This window comes from Hymenobacter volaticus (assembly GCF_022921055.1).
Classification (GTDB): Bacteria; Bacteroidota; Bacteroidia; order Cytophagales; family Hymenobacteraceae; genus Hymenobacter; species Hymenobacter volaticus.
In genome coordinates, this window is record NZ_CP095061.1 from 1,515,358 (window position 1) to 1,531,060 (window position 15,703).

Consider the following 15,703-nt stretch of genomic DNA (forward strand, 5'->3'; position numbering starts at 1 on the left):
TAGTTTTAATTCTGGTAGATTCTAACTGCCCTTCTTGGCTTTCGGAGCGGCTTTATTACCAGCGTAAGCCACCCGATAAATCACGCCGTTGTCATCGTCCGATACCAGCAACGAACCGTCGTTGGCTTGTACAATGGCACAGGGGCGGCCAAACTCCGACTTACCACCTTCCACCAGCCAGCCCGTTACGAAGTCCTCGAACTGCTGGGGTTGGCCTTGCTCGTTGAAGTGCACCCGCACGATTTTGTAGCCCGACGGCTGCGCACGGTTCCAGGAGCCGTGCATGGTCACGAAAGCGTCGTTCTTGTATTCCGCTGGCAACTGCCGGCTGCGGTTGAAAACCAAACCCAATGGGGCCGAATGGGCTTTGTAAAGCAACAATGGGCGTACCGCTTTGGCATCAAATTGCTCGTAGGATTCGCCGCTCTTGGGCTTGTTGGCAGGGTAGGGCTTACCGTCGGCAATGATGGAGGGCCAGCCGTAATTGGCGCCTTCCTTGATTTGGTTGAATTCCTCCTGCTGATCTTCATCCCCGAGCCAGTCGATGCCGTGGTCCATGCCGAAGAGGACTTTGGTGGTCGGGTGCCAGTCGAAGCCGATGGTATTGCGCAGGCCGGTGGCGTACACGCGGCGGCCCGAGCCATCGGTATTTATTTGGAGCAGGGTGGCGTTTTCAGGGTTGTCTTCATCGCAGGCGTTGCAGGTGCTGCCTACGGAGAGATAGAGCTTACCATCGGGCCCGAAGTTGAGGGTACGGTTGGCGTGTTGGCCCGCGTCGGGCAGGTCTTTGTAGAGCGTCTTTAGCTCACCTAGGGTGCCATCGGCCTTCATGTCGGCCACATACAGTTCCCGCACGGCCGCAATGTAGAGCTTGTTGTCTTTGAGAGCCAAGCCGTGCAAATGCTCACGTTGCGCTACTTGCTTGGTTGTCTCTACCTTGCCGTCTTTGTTGGCGTCGCGCAGCAAGGTCACGGTGCCTTTCACGCGGTTGGAAACGTACACGTCGCCATTAGGTGCAAGGGCCAGCATACGGGGCATGTCTAAGCCCTCGGCGTATTTGGTGACGGTGAAGCCAGCCGGGACGGTCAGTGCCTTTACGCGCTCCTCGGTAACGGGCAGTTTCTTAGGCAAATAGATGTTGCCCGTCATCTTGAACGGCGTGCCTTCCGGCGGTACGTTTTGGGCAATAGTGGTATTGCCAGCCAAGCAGGCCGCAGCAAGTAAAGCAGTCGTTTTCATGAGTTTGGTGAAGCGAAACAGTACTTCTGTTCAACTGCTTTTGTCGGGCTTAAGTTACAAACGAGCTTCTAGCCGGTCCAGTGCTGGCGGTACAGGCGAATAACAGAAGTAGACGCTAGTAGAAGTAATAGAATTGTGGAGTTGCGCCAGTAAAATGACTCGTTTAAAATATTGGGTTCAACCAATGAGGTAATCCAAGTAGGAAGATTATGCGAAATAATAGTAGGTGGTTCTATATATCTATTGCCGCCACATGGCATGAGTTCTGGTGGGGAGGATTTGATTTTGTTGGGGACACTGGTAAAAGCATAAAGCGTAGTTGGGCTGTGCCATATATCTACCCAATACTTTGTAATCTCATATTGATTTAGAAGGTCCAGCGTGCATACTAAAGCTCGATATGGAGCTTGTGAAGCAAATCTAATGCGCAACCCTTTCGCTTGATTAGCAGCATTGTGGAGTTTGATAATATTTGTTTCCGTTTGTTTGTAAGTGAAATAATCCGCCCACAGATTGCCACTAAAAGCAAGAGTTTGCCATGGACGAAATTTTTCTATTTCGAAAGGCGACGAATATAGCGCCACCCAACCAAGCTTCACAATTGGGTAAGGGCTACTATCAGCTGCATGAACGGGTGGCATAGTTAAATGCACAACCACCTGTGGCTTCTCCATTCCCCGCATCCGCGGCAACGTTACGCAGCCTAGCCATAGCAGCCACGCCAGCGCCAACAGGCCCGGCGGGAACAGTAAGGGCCGACGGTGGCGGCGGGGGAGATAAAGCGGAATAGTCATTAGTCGAATATTGGAATAAGAAATACGCTATTCTTCCTGCAGCAACCACTGGCCGAGTGCTACGAGTAGCCAAACACTCAATCCGGCCAGCAGGATGGTGCCCCAAGCTTGGTTCTCCAAGTGGCTGTTGATACGGTCGAGCCAGCGTCTAATACCTGTGGTAGCTACTGGGTTTGTTTCAACTGGTAGCGTGTCGACTTCAGCAGCTACAAAGCTTGCTGAACGCAGCATTGGAAGCACGTATAGCGTGGTGACAGAGGAATGAATGTCAACAAAGTACTTACGCATGTTGGCTTGATTCGCCTCATCCAACGCATCAACTAAACTGCCGTAGCGAGCTTTTTCGTGAAAGCGCACCGCCAGACCCGTGGACGTTTTTAGTTGCTGCATAGCCCGTAGGTGGTAGCGAATTAAGTGCAATGTGCTGCTGTCGGTGACGGAACTGCCGGTGAAATCGACGGTTTGCCAAAAGCCCATGCGCTTAATTTCCTGAGCGGAGGGTAGGCAGTTGCCAGCATTCCGGTCGGGGCGCTTGCACACGACGGGCATAGTCAGCTGCATCACGGAATAGCGGCGAAGTTCGGGCTGGCCAACTAACGCGGAGCAGCCTATCAACAGCAGAAACCCAAGGGCTACCAATCCCCGCGGCAACAGCAGAGCGCGACGGTGGCGGCGGGGCAGATAAAGCGTTGACATGGCAATAGCTGAACGGTGGACTTCTTGTTTATAAATTATTACATACTGATTACTACCACTTCCCAACCCTAACACCAGAATAACGGTTAAGCAGCAACGAATCTTATCCTTGCTTCTGATGCCTTACCGCTACGCCGCGCCCCTGTTGCTGCTGCCCGCCTCGCTTTTCGCTCAAACTGCTGCCCCCGATACCTCGCGCGCCGTACGCCTACCTGAAACCACCGTCACGGGCTACGGCCAGCAATTGCCGTTGCGCCGCACTGCCGCTGCTGTAGGGGTAGTGGACGCGGCTACTTTCGAGCGGTTTCCGCAGAACGCCCTTACGCAGGCGGTAAATACGCTGCCCGGCGTGCGGCTAGAAGAGCGGGCGACGGCCAGCTACCGCCTCAGTGTGCGGGGCAGCACGCTCCGCTCGCCGTTTGGGGTGCGCAACGTGAAGGTGTATTACGAAGGCATTCCCTTTACCGAAGCCAGCGGCAGCACGTCGCTCAACCTGCTCGACCCGAGTCAGATTGGCCGCCTGGAAGTGGTAAAAGGGCCTACTGCCAGCGTGTACGGTGCCGGCACGGGTGGCGCGGTGCTGCTCGAAAACCGCCGGCCACTAGCCGGTCAGGCGCGGGTGCAAGCCAGTTTCACGGCGGGCTCCTACGGCTTGCGCCGGAGCACCGTAGCCGTAGAAAGCGGCACCGCCACCGGCTACTTTCGCGCCCAATATGCCCGCCAAACCCTGGACGGCTACCGCCAGCAAAGCAGCCTCCGCCGCGACGTGCTGGTACTGGACGGCGAATTGCGGCCCACTGAGAAAAGTACCCTGGCTCTGCACGCCCTCTACACCGACCTCGACTACGAGATACCCGGCAGCCTCACCCGCGCCCAATTCGAGGCCAACCCGCGCCAGGCGCGGCCCGGCACGCCCACCGCGCCCGGCACCGTAGAACAGCAGGCCGGCTACGCTACTCGCACTGCCTTGCTTGGCGCCACCTACGAGTACCGCTTCACCGACCGGCTTTCCAGCCGGACCACGCTCTACGGTACGGGCAGCAACATCGTCACGCCGTTCCTGGTAGATCTGGAGCGGAACACACAACTCGGCGGTGGCGGGCGCACAGTGCTCAACTACCGCACGGCGCTAGCCGGCAATACGCTGCGGCTGCAAGGCGGTGCAGAGTTGCAGAATGGCTTTGAAACCTCCCGCAACTACCAAAACCGCGGTGGTTCCCCCGGCACCTTGCGCTACGACGATGAAATCCGGGCTGTTACGGGTTTTGTATTCGCGCAGGCTGACTACGAGTTGCCCGCTAACTTCCTGCTCACGGCCGGGGCCAGCTACAACCGCCTACGCTACCGCGTCAACCGCCTGACCGATGCTGTCACGCCGCCTTTCGTGGGCTTCCAGTACGAGCGGGACTTTCAGCCGGAAGTATCTCCTCGGATAGCGTTGCTGAAAGAAATTACGCCGCAGATATCCGTGTATACCAGTGTCAGCAGAGGCTTCTCGCCGCCGACGGAAGAAGAAATCAGGACCTCTAACGGCGAGCTGAACCGCAACTTGCAAGCGGAGCGCGGCACCAGCTACGAGGTAGGCGCCCGGGGCACGCTGTTCAATCAGCAACTGAAGTTTGATGTAGCTGTCTACGATTTCCAACTGCGCCAGACCATCGTATCCCGCACCGATACGGCGGGCGTGCAACTATTCGCTAATTCCGGCAACACCCGCCAACGCGGGGCCGAAGTAGCCTTGAGCGGCTGGCTCTGGCAAACAACGCCAGAGGCAAACGTAACCACAACAGCTGCCACGGCTGGCCCGGCTCCCACAGTTGCCGGACCCTATGGCCTACGCCTGTGGGCGAGTTATGCCTATAACCACTACCGTTTCGGGCGCTACGAGTCGGGCGGTAACAACTTCAGCGGCAACCGCCTCACCGGCACTGCCCCGCACACGCTCAGCACCGGCCTCGATTTCAGCGAAAAGCGCGGTTTCTACCTCAGCCCGACCGTCAACCATCAAGCCCGCCTGCCGCTCAACGACGCCAACACCGTGGAAGCCGCCGGCTACTGGACCTTCGCGGCCCGCGCTGGCTGGCGCCGTACCCTCGACCGGCTCGGGCTGGATGTGTTTGCCGGCCTTGAAAACGCTACCGACCGTCGATACTCTCTTGGCAATGACCTCAATGCCTTCGGCAACCGCTACTTTCAACCCGCTCCCGGCCGCAACTGGTATGGCGGCGCACAGGTAGGCTGGCGGCTGTAAGTAGCTCTAAATAGCAGCTACCAAACGGCGGTCAACCTATGGCAAGCGTAGGTTGACCGCCGTTTTCTGTTTAATCTTTGGCGGACATTAATAGGATGGGTACCGAGGTTTGCAGTATCACTTGGGTGGATATGCTACGGTGAAACAACTGGCTCAAAAAGCTGCGCCGCCGCGCCACCACTACCAACAAGTCGGCGCCAGTTTCGGCCGCCGCTTGCAGAATTCCTTCCGCTTCGTGGCGGTTTCGCACGCCGTGGGTTTGAATGGTAGGTACTGCTGCCCCCAATCCACTGCCCTGTACGGCAGCAAGGGAAGGAGCGCAATTATCACTGTTTTCCGGTTTGGCTACATACGTCACGGTGAAAGTTGGCGCAAGCGCAGTCAACAGCTGGCGGGCTGCATTTAGAACTTCGGTATGAAGATGAAAAGGATGGCCATCGGCGGCCAGCGTGACTTGCGTTGGGGGGACGGATACCGTGGCCCCTACAGGTACAAGAAGCAACGGTACCAAGGTGGCCCGGAGCAGCGCTCGTGGTATGCTGGCGACCAACTCATCAGAGCTCGTTGCTGTGTCGGGCTTGCCTAGCACGACAAGCAACGGGTGGTACTTAGCAGCTGCCTGTTGTACTGCCACCGCTACGCTTTCCACCACTGTCTCCACCACTACCGATGAGGCAAGCGGAGCAGACCGGTTAGCTAATGCCGCTGCTATTTCGCCCTCGCTCATATACTGGATATGACCGTTGAAGGCCTCAGTGTCGAGAAGTGGCTCGCGCCGAATATGAAGCAACACGAGAGAGGCACCAAGAGGCACGGCCAGCGCATCGGCGTAAGTCAGGGCCTGATCGGAGGCGTCGGTGAAATCAGTTAGGACAAGGATGGAGGTGGGCATGGGGTGGGGTAGGAGCAGGGGAGTAGGCTGAATATACGAGAAACGCATCCTCGAAGTGATACAACACAACCCCTGAACTGCCTACTCAGCTAGCACAACTCGTGCGTACTGTATCCGCGCCTACCACGGCACTACGGCGCTCCAGCAGCAGTGTATCGCGCCACACACCATGCAACTGCCCGATTCGCTCGCGCCGGCCTACTTCGCGGAAGCCAGCTCTGGCATGAATGCTTACGCTGGCAGTATTCTCAGGGAAAATTCCGGCTTGTAGCGTCCAGATGCCGTTTCCTTCCGATTCTTCTATCAAGGCGGCCAGTAGTTGATGGCCTACCCCGCGCCCGCGTGCTGCGGTGGCCACGTACACACTTACCTCGGCTACGCCGCCGTACACGCACCGCCCCGACACAGGAGACAAAGCCGCCCAGCCGATTACTTGGCCGTGGCCCGTCGGCTCGTCGTCGAGGGCTACCAGCCGGCTGTGGCGGAGGTGGCTGCTGTCCCATTCTTCCCAGCTAGGTGCTGTGGTGGTGAATGTAGCGTCGCCGGTGGCAATTCCTTCCATGTAGATGGTTTGCACTTCGGGCCAGTGCGCGGCCGTCATGGCTTGCAGCTTCATCTTGTTGCGGAGCGTAGGATTAGAGGTATTGAGAGCTTGCAGTGAAGATAAGAGCAATGTGCCTATCTCGTTACGGCGCCTACAAGTCAGAGCGGAATGTCAACCGATATACAAGTGGCTACATTCCATCGGCAAGCACAAAAAAAGCCCTCTACAATTAGTAGAAGGCTTTTTTACTGATTTAAACGCCAAGTGTTGGCTTAGCGATTGTTATCGTCGAAGGGATTGTTGAAACCTGGATCCGAGAATTCACCTTCTCTGTTGATGGTGTTGGAGGCATCGGGGCCGTGGTTGGTATCTTCCGGAATGCCAGTGGTTTCGTCTTCCAAGCGGGCCGAGGTATCAAGTGTACCTTCTTCGTCTTTCTGATAGCCGTACAACTCCTCGCGGTGCTTGCGCTGCTCTTCAGTTAGGTTCGCGCCCGAATTTGGGTCGAGGGCCGCTGCTGGGTCCTGATTCTGGTTCTGCTCGTTTTTATTGTCTGCCATGGTAGGGAAAGTGTAAGGGAAGCAAAAGACGCTATAAGCTACTCGTGCAATTACTTGCTGGCGCCCGGAATACCCGCGCCTTTGTCGGGGCGCAGGGCGCTGAACTCGTCGGGGTTGTCGTTGCTGCCGTCGTTGGGGTTGCGCTCAGACTCGTCGGTTTCGGGCTCGGTGCCGGTGCTGTGGTTGGCCGGTTCGTTGGTGCGCCAGTTCCGCGTGCCACCGCCATAGCGTGGGTCGTCTTTGGCCCAACCTTCGCGCTGGTCTTCGTAGCTGTCGTCTTTCACCAAGTTAGCCTCCTCCGGGTTTAGGTTTTGCGGTACACTGCCCCGTTGGTTCGGGTCGGTGGTGCTTGGGGCTGCTTGACCGTCGGGGTTAGCGCCAGCTTGCCGGTCGGGCTGGGTGTTGGCACTGTTTTGCGCATCTGGGTGGCCGAAGTCGCCGTATTGCGGCGTGCCGTAGGTCGACTTATTGGAAATGTGGCTGTTGTTGTTTGGGTCGTTTACGCCACGGTCCAGGTTGTCAGGATTCTTGTTGGGGGCATTGTTGAAATCATCGGTATTCCGTGGATCAACATTGTCGGAAGAAGGGATATTCTGCATCAGTGAAAAAGCTGAAGGGTGGTAAACAAGGAAGGCGAGACGTACTCAAGCCCGAGGATGCATACGCAGACTGAGCCGTGCGTGGTTAGAATACGGCCAAAAAAATCCGGGCTACGTATTCTCTGCTTGCCACTCATTTGCTTGCCACACCTCCTATGTCCATCTCCGTTCAGCATCAACCCGAAGACCAAGAATTCACCGCTACCATCGATGGGTATACCGCCGAGCTAGCCTACAGTCAGCCTAGCCCCGAGGTCATCGACTTTGCCCACACCTTTGTAGATGAAGCTCTGCGCGGCAGAGGCGTAGGAGAAGCCCTCGCCCGCGAAGGGCTTGCGTATGCCAAAGAGCAGGGGTTGCGCGTGCGTACTAGCTGCAAGTTCATGGACGTCTTTGTTAAGCGTCACCCCGAATTCCAAGAGCTACTGGATAAGTAGCCTAAAACCAAGCTCACCAAACGAGAAAAGCCCCTCTTTCATCTGAAGGAGGGGCTTTTCTTGTTTGGCTTCTCGTTGTTTACTGTTTCACTGCTACATGGCTGGTATAGCGTATGCCGTCCACAGTCACTTGAACTGAGTACAAGCCCGCGGGCAATTGTTGCACATCCAAAGTAGCCGTGTCGGCGCCCGTTAGCTTGCGAGTTTGCGTTTGCAAAAGCTGGCCGAGGGTATTGTAGAGGCGGATATCCGCCGTGTGTTGCCCTCGTAGGCCCGGTACTTGTACTTGCACAGCAGTGGTTGCCGGGTTTGGATACACGGCCAAGCCGCTATTCAGGGGCGCATTCTTGGTGGTCGAGTTTACCAAGCACGCACTGCTGCTGTGGCGGCCTAGGTTGGTGTATACGTCGGTGCCAACGGCCTGCCAAGTGCTGGCGCCCACGCTCCAGCGGGCTTCGCCGCGGCCCACCGTGGGCTTCCGTACGAGCGTGTTATCGGTGGTCGAGCCGCCACCCGGAATCGTCCAAGTGGTGCCGGGGTCCACGCCAACCACGCCAATAATATCGAGCGTATCGGAGCCTTCCATCAAGGCAATGGCATCGTCGCCGTTGAAGAAACCTACCGCCGACTGCAAATCGGTTTGCGCCAGTACCACCGGCGAAACCACGCCGGTATTGGCCACCACGTACACGTCGCCGGGCGCAATGGTGCCCGTTAGGGCTTGCGTGGCGGTTGGTGCTTTGGCCCCGTTGGCGTACAACTCGATGCGAATACCGGCCAAGTTGATAGGCGAGGAAGTGGGGTTGAAAATCTCTACGGCTTTGGTGTTGGTAGCCGAACCTTCTATGTATTCCGAGAAGTATAGGTCAGTGCAGGGCGAGCCGGCCGGCGCTTGGTCGTCGTTGAGCAGCGTGAGCGTGTGGGTGGTAGGCGCAACTAGCAGCACCGTTGCGTTGCTAGGCGTGCCAAGGCGCAGGCGCACCGTCTCATTGGGCTCGGGCGTTACATCCCCTGTCACGGTTACCGTCACGGCGCTGGACTGCGACGCCGCCCCGGCCGGAAAAGTCAAGGAACTGGTATTCAACGTGAAGTCAGCGGCCGTAGCGGTAGTATTTGCTGCGTCCACAGTTACGGGCACCGTCACCCCGCCCGCCGGAATGTTGGCAGCCGTCACGTTCACTGTGTAGGTGGTAGTGCCTGCATTGCCCTCAACAATAGAGCCGATAGCGGCGGCAAAACGGATAGAAGGCGGCGTGCCATCGTCGTTGGTGATGGTTAGCGCGTGCGTCGAGGGGCCCCCAATGGCGCCACCGTTGCCTACGTTCAGGAGTTGCAGCACCACGGTTTCATCGGCTTCGGCAGTGGCGTCGCCGTTCACGGTGATAGTCACTGTCTGACTGACTTGCTCGGGTGCAAACGTCAGGGTTTGGGGCGAGGTAAAGGTGAAATCAGAAGGGCTAACCGCTGTAGAATTGGTAGGGTCGAGGGCCACTTGCACCGTGAGCGGCATAGTACCCGCCGCCGACAGCGTGACGTTGACTGTGTACGTGGTAGTACCCGTGTTGCCTTCCACTACGCTGCCCGTCGCCGTTGCGAAGCTGAAAGTGGGTAGCACTTGAAAGCCAAAAGCGCGGCCTACCAAATCGGGGTAAGCAATGTAGGGGTTGAAGTTGCCCTGGCTTTTGGCGGTGCGGCGGTTTCGCTCCCGTTCCCGCGCATCTACCGGATCGGCGAGGTGCCATTGATATAGCGTGTTCAGGTCGGCCAGTGCCGAGATGGTGTCTTTGCCCGGATCAAACACCTGCTTTTGGTGCATGGTGTAGAAGTAGAACGCCGCCCGGGCTAGGTTGCCTTTGTGGTCTTCGCGCGGCTCGAACTGCGTGTTGGTGTCTTCGCTCCACTCGTTGATGTTGGTCGTGGGGATAGTGGTTTGGCTTTGCGTGCCCCGCACCCATTTCAGCGTCTGCGCATCCGGAATTTCCGCAAACGGGTCGGAGCCCCGATCAGAGTTCCAGGTGTCGTAAGTGGGAAACAAGTGGTGAATGTCGGAGCGCATCCGTACTTCTTCGTTGAACCACGACTGCGGAATGCTGTGCTCGCAGTTAATGCGCGTCACAACGCCCGGACTGGTGTTGGTGGAGTCGAGGGGCGTATTTTCGGTGTAGCCGGAATACACGCACACCACGCTGCCGTTCTGGTTGTCGACGTAGTTGTACATCTTGCCGCGCGCCTCGCTGTAGCTAAGGATAGTACGTTGGCCGTCGTACCAATTCTGGCGCAGCCAAACTTTTAAGGCCTGGCCTTGCAGCGAAACAGGCGGAGCAGCGGGCATAACTTGCGCCGAGACAGCAACGCTGCCCAACGTCAGTACAGCCCCTAGCATTCGAGCGAAAAAGTGTTTCATGTAGGTGTAGGGTAAAGAAAATGTTCGGTAAAGGACGTGATTCTGACGTACTGATTGGACCACTAAATAGTTGGTTAATTCCTATTTCTTAATACACCAATACCAAAAAGGCCCGCTTCAGTAGAAGCGGGCCTTTTTCTAAATTGCCTGAGCGCTACACCAATTACTTGGTTGGCATTAATACTGTATCAACAACGTGGGTGATACCGTTGCTCGATACCACGTTCGGAATTGTGACGGTGGCCATGCCACCTTTGGCATCGCGCAACATCACCGAACCGCCTTTGGCCATTACCGTTAAGGTTTCCCCTTCAACGGTGGTCAGCGTCTGGCCATCTTTCAGGTCGGCGGCCATCAGGCGGCCGGGTACTACGTGATAGGTCAGGATGGCAGTCAGTTTCTGCTTGTTTTCGGGCATCACGAGCGTGTTGACGGTGCCAGCGGGTAGTTTCTCGAACGCTGCGTTGGTAGGCGCAAACACGGTGAAGGGACCAGCGCCTTTCAGCGTTTCCACCAAGCCGCCTGCTTTTACGGCCGCTACCAGCGTGGTGTGCTCCGCCGAACCGACGGCATTGTCTACAATGTCCTTGTCGGGAGTCATCATGGCGCCACCTACCATCACGCCGCCCGCGCCCGAAGCGCCCATGTCAGACGAAGCACCCGTGGTGCTCATCTTCATGTTTTTCATGTCTTTGCCTTCGCGGGGCTTGGTGGTTGCTTTCATTTTGCTACCATCCTTGGCCTTACCCTTGATCTTCATTTTGCCGTCTTCGTCGGCCTTGGTTTTGGTGACCATTTCACCGTCCTTAACCTTGGTCTTTTCGCCGTCCGACTTGCTTTTCGCCTGGTCTTGCGCCAGCGTAGCAGTGGTCGTAGCAACCGAGAAAGCCATTGCCAGGGCCGTGATAGAGAGAATGTTCTTAAGCATGAGAGGGAGAATTTATGAGAGAAGTCGACGTATTGTCAGCTGACTATACGGGGCAAACACAACAATGGATGTTTGCCGGTTGCATTCCAGCTATGCTTGATTTCACCTAATTGCATAGCCGTTTTCAAGCGGTGCTCCATGATTCTCTATAGAATTTGGTTGCTGATTCCTGGTAGCAGCAGAGTTGAATGCAGCTTGACTATTGCGGAGTAAAGGCCAGTAATGTTGTAATGCCTGATTCTTTCCTCTTTCTTCGAGCGCGCATACACCATCACTATTTCCCACCGCGGTATGAAAAAACTAGTATTCTTTCTGTTGCTGCTCTCGTTTTCGGGCAGCGCGCAGGCTCAAAAAACCAAGATCAAAACCAAAGGAACAGCCAATGCCCCGGCGGGCCAAGTGTGGTCGACTGATAAAGCATGGGCGTGGTACCGGGCGCATCCCTGGATGTCGGGCGCCAATTTCACGCCTAGCACGGCCATCAACCAGCTAGAGATGTGGCAAGCTGATACGTTCGACCCCACCACCATCGACCGGGAGCTGGGTTGGGCCGAAGGCATTGGGTTCAACACAATGCGCGTATTTCTGCACAGCCTAGCCTGGCAGCAAGACCCCAAAGGTTTCAAGCAGCGCGTTGACACCTACCTTGGCATCGCTGACAAGCACCATATCCAAACCATCTTCGTCTTCTTCGACGACTGCTGGAACAAGACTTCGCAAATTGGGGTGCAGCCTGCGCCCAAAACGGGCATCCATAACTCCGGCTGGCTGCAAGACCCCGGCGACCCCGCCTCCCGCGACTCGGTTACGTTTGTCAAGCTCAAGCCCTACGTGCAGGACGTGCTAACCACTTTCGCCCACGACAAGCGCATCTTGTTTTGGGATTTATACAACGAGCCTGGCAACTCCAGCAAGCTGGCTACCTCGATGCCGCTGCTACGCAATATATTCAGTTGGGCCCGAGCCGTAAATCCCGATCAGCCCTTGAGCGTAGGGCTGTGGGCCTGGGATTATGGCGCCCTGAACTCGTTTCAGGCCCGCAATTCCGACATCATAACGTACCACAACTACGAAGAGGCGCCCATGCATCAGCGCGTAATTGAGTTGCTGGAAACCCACGGCCGCCCCCTGATTTGTACCGAGTACATGGCCCGCACTCGCAACAGCCGCTTTGCTACCATCATGCCCTTGCTCAAAAAACAAAATGTTGGTGCCATCAACTGGGGCCTGGTCGACGGCAAAACCAACACCAAATACCAGTGGGATACTCCGTTGGCCGATGGTAGTGAGCCTATCGAGTGGTTTCACGAGGTATTCCACCGCGACGGTACACCCTATCGCCAAGACGAAACCAACCTGATCAAAAAGCTAAACGGTAAGTAACGAGTGATTTACTTCTGGTCACAAAAAAGCAGGCCCCGGATAACCAGGGCCTGCTTTTTTGTGACCACTAAATGACGTGGGGAATTGATGGAGCGAGCCGCTCGGCTACTCCTGCTTGGCAGTTTGTTTGTAGTGGACTGCTGGTAAGCTGCGAAGCCGCTCGGCGGCAAATTCTGGCGTTACGTCGCGCTGCGGGTTGCCTAGCATCTCGTACCCTACCATGAACTTGCGCACGGTAGCCGAGCGCAACAGTGGCGGGAAAAAATGCATATGAAAGTGCCAGCTTTCGTGCGCCTGCCCGTCGGTGGGGCGCTGGTGCAGTCCGGCCGAGTAGGGGAAGGAAATCTCGAACAGGTTGTCGTAGCGAATCGTGAGCTGGCGCAAGATATCGGCCAAGGCATCCTTTTCGGCATCGGTCAGCTGCGTGATATCCTGCACGTGGCGGCGAGGAACCAGCAAGGTTTCGAAGGGCCACACTGCCCAATACGGCACCACGACCACAAAGTGCTCGTTTTCGAGTACCACGCGGGTTTGTTCTTTCACCTCAATGGCCAAATAGTCAGTGAGTAGGCTGCGGCCGTGCTCGGCAAAGTAGGCGGCCTGCTGCACCGTTTCCTTGGCGGGTTCCACCGGCACCGTACGCTGCGCCCAAATCTGGCCGTGTGGGTGCGGGTTACTGGCTCCCATGGCCTGGCCTTTGTTCTCGAAGATCTGCACGTAATTGATATCGGGGTGGCTGCCGAGCGTGGTATACTCGTCGATCCACACATCTACCACCCGCCGAATAGCAGAGGTTGCCATTTCGGGCAGCGTGAGGTCGTGGCGCGGCGAAAAGCAGATTACCCGGCCCACCCCCGATTCAGCTTCGGCCCGGAGCAAGCCGCCCACATTGATGCTGCCCGCGGGCACATCAGGCACAAGGGCCGCGAAGTCGTTGTCGAAGACGAAGGTGCCTTCGTAGGCAGGGTTCACGGCGCCGTTGGCCCGAGTGTTGCCGGGGCAGAGGTAGCAAGTTGGATCGTAAGCGGGGCGTACGTCCGCCGCCGTTTTCTCTTGTTGGCCCTGCCACGGCCGTTTCGAGCGGTGCGGCGACACCAGTATCCATTCCCCGGAAAGCGGATTGTACCGGCGGTGCGAGTGTTCAGCGCTGTTAAATTCAGCCATGAATCATGAAAGTCAATAGTTGAAAAGAAAGGAAGAGGAGGTAGCAAAGCAGCGCATCAGCAATCGGTCTTTACCTTATGGATTGCTAAAGGCCGCTTTGCTATACGCCTTACTTCACTATTTCAGGCTGCAGTATGTCCACACCTCCTGTGATAGTGGTCTGGTAAGTTTCCAGCTCAAGACCCAAATAACGCTTATACTCTTCGGTGGCTTTCTGCACAAAGCTCTCAATGTGCTCTATAGCAACCAGGTTGATGGTGCAACCACCAAATCCGCCGCCCATCATCCGCGAACCATACACACCCGGCTGGGCTTTCGCAATTTGTACCAGCACGTCGAGTTCTTGGCAACTCACCTCGTAATCATCGCGCAGTCCGGCGTGCGACGCGTACATCTCCTGGCCAAAAGCAGCTAAATCCCCGTCGTTGAGGTGCTGACGAGCAGCTTCTACCCGGAAATTTTCCTGCACCACGTACATGCACCGCCGATACACAACGTCGCCGAGTTCTTCCCGGTGCGCATTCAGTTGTTCGAGCGTCGCGTCGCGCAACGAGGCCACTTCGGGATAGTACTGCTGCAGTATGGCTACTCCCTGCTCACACTCTTGGCGGCGGAGGTTGTACTCCGAGCTAGCCAAAGAGTGTTTTACGCCTGTGTTGCACAGCACTATACCGCAGACGCTGGTGTCGAACGGCAAATATTCGTAGTCGAGGGAGCGGCAATCGAGCATGATGACGTGCTCTGACCGCCCAAAGAGGCTGGCAAACTGATCCATAAGGCCAGATTTCACGCCGGCAAACTCATGTTCTGCCTTCTGGGCCATATGTGCCAGTTCCATCCGGTCTAAGTTGGTGCCCATCAGGTGGTCGAGCGCAAAAGCCAGTCCGCATTCAACGGCCGCCGACGACGATAACCCAGCACCGATAGGCACATTGCCGCCAAACACGCAGTCGAAGCCTGGTACGGTGAGGCCCCGCTTCTGAAATTGCGCTACTACGCCTTTCAAGTAGTTGGCCCACATGGTTTTGTCACGCGTTACCTCTGCCAGCTCGGTTTCGTAGCTTTGATCCAGGTCGTAGGAGTACAGCCGCGCGGTCGTGGTGCCATTCAAGCCAACGGCAAAGTAAATCTCCTTATCGATGGCCGCGGGCATCACAAATCCGCCATTGTAGTCGGTGTGCTCGCCAATCAGGTTGACGCGCCCCGGGGCCCTTACCAGCAGGGGAGAATGATTGAATCGGTCCTGGAAAGACTTTGCTACTGATTGGTGAAGCATAGCAGATGGAAAGCGGAGTGGAAGTAAATATTTAAAATGGGTACGAAAACCCGTGGCTAAAGTAAAAGAAATAAATGCCTAGGCTCCACGGATAGGCTTGCAAGAATATCGTAGCCACGGAATCTGCAGACTTATCAATCTCCCCGATATTCCTGTATTATCTAGTTGGGTGAGGCTGCACTACAACTAGCAAGCCTTGATAGTCAGGCCAGTTGCACGTATGCGAACTAGCGCTAAGCTGCAGTCACTGTTCAGTTGTTGCACAAGCAAAGCCTATTTAGCCAGGCGCATCTGATTGTTGCACTCTCATGTATAAAAAAAGTTATCAAGGAAAGTAGGCTTATACCTTTTAGCTTACTACTAGTTAAGCTTATAGTTTACACAACCGATGATTCATTGAATTCAGCCAATAAATTTTCAGAGGAAACCCATATAATTTTGTTGGTAGTCTGTTCGTATTTCCTTAATCTTACTGACCGAAACAAGTAAATTGTGCTGATATACCTATATAAAGGTTCTTTAATTGCACTTTTTAT

14 protein-coding genes are annotated in these 15,703 nt (G+C 56.0%); 3 read left to right on the forward strand and 11 right to left on the reverse strand.

Going from position 1 to position 15,703, the window contains the following annotated elements; all coding sequences use genetic code 11:
* Nucleotides 1–21: 21 nt before the first annotated feature.
* From MUN86_RS06640 to MUN86_RS06650, 3 genes are all read right to left on the reverse strand, one after another.
* Nucleotides 22–1,239, reverse strand: a complete 1,218-nt coding sequence (locus tag MUN86_RS06640; protein ID WP_245123246.1) for a PQQ-dependent sugar dehydrogenase — start codon at nt 1,237–1,239, stop codon at nt 22–24.
* A gap of 68 nt (nt 1,240–1,307) precedes the next feature.
* Nucleotides 1,308–2,033 (reverse strand): hypothetical protein, encoded by a 726-nt coding sequence (locus MUN86_RS06645; protein WP_245123248.1) that lies wholly within the window; start codon nt 2,031–2,033, stop codon nt 1,308–1,310.
* Nucleotides 2,034–2,060: 27 nt separating this feature from the next.
* Nucleotides 2,061–2,729 (reverse strand): hypothetical protein, encoded by a 669-nt coding sequence (locus MUN86_RS06650; protein ID WP_245123251.1) that lies wholly within the window; start codon nt 2,727–2,729, stop codon nt 2,061–2,063.
* A 118-nt stretch (nt 2,730–2,847) separates the two neighbouring features.
* Between MUN86_RS06650 and MUN86_RS06655 the strand changes: the two genes are divergently transcribed.
* Complete coding sequence (locus MUN86_RS06655) at nt 2,848–4,980, forward strand: TonB-dependent receptor family protein (RefSeq protein ID WP_245123254.1); 2,133 nt, start codon at nt 2,848–2,850, stop codon at nt 4,978–4,980.
* A gap of 70 nt (nt 4,981–5,050) precedes the next feature.
* Here MUN86_RS06655 and MUN86_RS06660 read toward each other — a convergent pair whose 3' ends face one another.
* The 4 genes from MUN86_RS06660 to MUN86_RS06675 all read right to left on the reverse strand — a co-directional run bounded on the left by MUN86_RS06660 (nt 5,051) and on the right by MUN86_RS06675 (nt 7,575).
* Complete coding sequence (locus tag MUN86_RS06660) at nt 5,051–5,872, reverse strand: universal stress protein (protein ID WP_245123256.1); 822 nt, start codon at nt 5,870–5,872, stop codon at nt 5,051–5,053.
* 85 nt (nt 5,873–5,957) lie between these two features.
* Nucleotides 5,958–6,545, reverse strand: a complete 588-nt coding sequence (locus MUN86_RS06665; RefSeq protein ID WP_311181796.1) for a GNAT family N-acetyltransferase — start codon at nt 6,543–6,545, stop codon at nt 5,958–5,960.
* Between the two features lie 143 nt (nt 6,546–6,688).
* On the reverse strand, nt 6,689–6,976 hold the full coding sequence (locus tag MUN86_RS06670) for a hypothetical protein (protein ID WP_245123260.1): 288 nt from the start codon (nt 6,974–6,976) through the stop codon (nt 6,689–6,691).
* Between the two features lie 50 nt (nt 6,977–7,026).
* Nucleotides 7,027–7,575, reverse strand: a complete 549-nt coding sequence (locus tag MUN86_RS06675) for a hypothetical protein (RefSeq protein ID WP_245123262.1) — start codon at nt 7,573–7,575, stop codon at nt 7,027–7,029.
* A gap of 155 nt (nt 7,576–7,730) precedes the next feature.
* Here MUN86_RS06675 and MUN86_RS06680 point away from each other — a divergent pair, with 155 nt between their 5' ends.
* Nucleotides 7,731–8,012 carry a GNAT family N-acetyltransferase gene (locus MUN86_RS06680; RefSeq protein ID WP_245123265.1) on the forward strand — a complete coding sequence of 94 codons (282 nt, stop codon included), beginning with the start codon at nt 7,731–7,733 and terminating at the stop codon, nt 8,010–8,012.
* 79 nt (nt 8,013–8,091) lie between these two features.
* On the opposite strand, the gene MUN86_RS06685 is transcribed toward MUN86_RS06680, so the two are convergent.
* The gene (locus tag MUN86_RS06685) at nt 8,092–10,416 is read right to left on the reverse strand and encodes an endonuclease (RefSeq protein ID WP_245123268.1); all 2,325 of its coding nucleotides are present in this window, start codon (nt 10,414–10,416) and stop codon (nt 8,092–8,094) included.
* A gap of 163 nt (nt 10,417–10,579) precedes the next feature.
* Nucleotides 10,580–11,095, reverse strand: coding sequence for a fasciclin domain-containing protein (locus tag MUN86_RS06690; protein ID WP_245125643.1), 516 nt, complete (start codon nt 11,093–11,095; stop codon nt 10,580–10,582).
* Between the two features lie 540 nt (nt 11,096–11,635).
* On the opposite strand from MUN86_RS06690, the gene MUN86_RS06695 reads away from it, so the two are divergent.
* Complete coding sequence (locus tag MUN86_RS06695; RefSeq protein ID WP_245123271.1) at nt 11,636–12,727, forward strand: glycoside hydrolase 5 family protein; 1,092 nt, start codon at nt 11,636–11,638, stop codon at nt 12,725–12,727.
* 105 nt (nt 12,728–12,832) lie between these two features.
* Here MUN86_RS06695 and MUN86_RS06700 read toward each other — a convergent pair whose 3' ends face one another.
* Nucleotides 12,833–13,891 (reverse strand): UDP-glucose--hexose-1-phosphate uridylyltransferase, encoded by a 1,059-nt coding sequence (locus tag MUN86_RS06700; protein WP_245123272.1) that lies wholly within the window; start codon nt 13,889–13,891, stop codon nt 12,833–12,835.
* A gap of 109 nt (nt 13,892–14,000) precedes the next feature.
* Nucleotides 14,001–15,167 carry a galactokinase gene (locus MUN86_RS06705; RefSeq protein WP_245123274.1) on the reverse strand — a complete coding sequence of 389 codons (1,167 nt, stop codon included), beginning with the start codon at nt 15,165–15,167 and terminating at the stop codon, nt 14,001–14,003.
* Between the last annotated feature and the right edge of the window lie 536 nt (nt 15,168–15,703).

Excerpts from the sequence above, each read along its gene's own strand:
- MUN86_RS06645 (WP_245123248.1), bottom strand. The coding sequence starts at position 2,033 with ATGACTATTCCGCTTTATCTCCCCCGCCGCCACCGTCGGCCCTTACTG.
- MUN86_RS06680 (WP_245123265.1), top strand. The coding sequence starts at position 7,731 with ATGTCCATCTCCGTTCAGCATCAACCCGAAGACCAAGAATTCACCGCT.
- MUN86_RS06655 (WP_245123254.1), top strand. The coding sequence starts at position 2,848 with ATGCCTTACCGCTACGCCGCGCCCCTGTTGCTGCTGCCCGCCTCGCTT.
- MUN86_RS06705 (WP_245123274.1), bottom strand. The coding sequence starts at position 15,167 with ATGCTTCACCAATCAGTAGCAAAGTCTTTCCAGGACCGATTCAATCAT.
- MUN86_RS06695 (WP_245123271.1), top strand. The coding sequence starts at position 11,636 with ATGAAAAAACTAGTATTCTTTCTGTTGCTGCTCTCGTTTTCGGGCAGC.
- MUN86_RS06690 (WP_245125643.1), bottom strand. The coding sequence starts at position 11,095 with ATGAAGATGAGCACCACGGGTGCTTCGTCTGACATGGGCGCTTCGGGC.
- MUN86_RS06670 (WP_245123260.1), bottom strand. The coding sequence starts at position 6,976 with ATGGCAGACAATAAAAACGAGCAGAACCAGAATCAGGACCCAGCAGCG.
- MUN86_RS06640 (WP_245123246.1), bottom strand. The coding sequence starts at position 1,239 with ATGAAAACGACTGCTTTACTTGCTGCGGCCTGCTTGGCTGGCAATACC.
- MUN86_RS06660 (WP_245123256.1), bottom strand. The coding sequence starts at position 5,872 with ATGCCCACCTCCATCCTTGTCCTAACTGATTTCACCGACGCCTCCGAT.
- MUN86_RS06700 (WP_245123272.1), bottom strand. The coding sequence starts at position 13,891 with ATGGCTGAATTTAACAGCGCTGAACACTCGCACCGCCGGTACAATCCG.
- MUN86_RS06685 (WP_245123268.1), bottom strand. The coding sequence starts at position 10,416 with ATGAAACACTTTTTCGCTCGAATGCTAGGGGCTGTACTGACGTTGGGC.
- MUN86_RS06650 (WP_245123251.1), bottom strand. The coding sequence starts at position 2,729 with ATGTCAACGCTTTATCTGCCCCGCCGCCACCGTCGCGCTCTGCTGTTG.
- MUN86_RS06675 (WP_245123262.1), bottom strand. The coding sequence starts at position 7,575 with ATGCAGAATATCCCTTCTTCCGACAATGTTGATCCACGGAATACCGAT.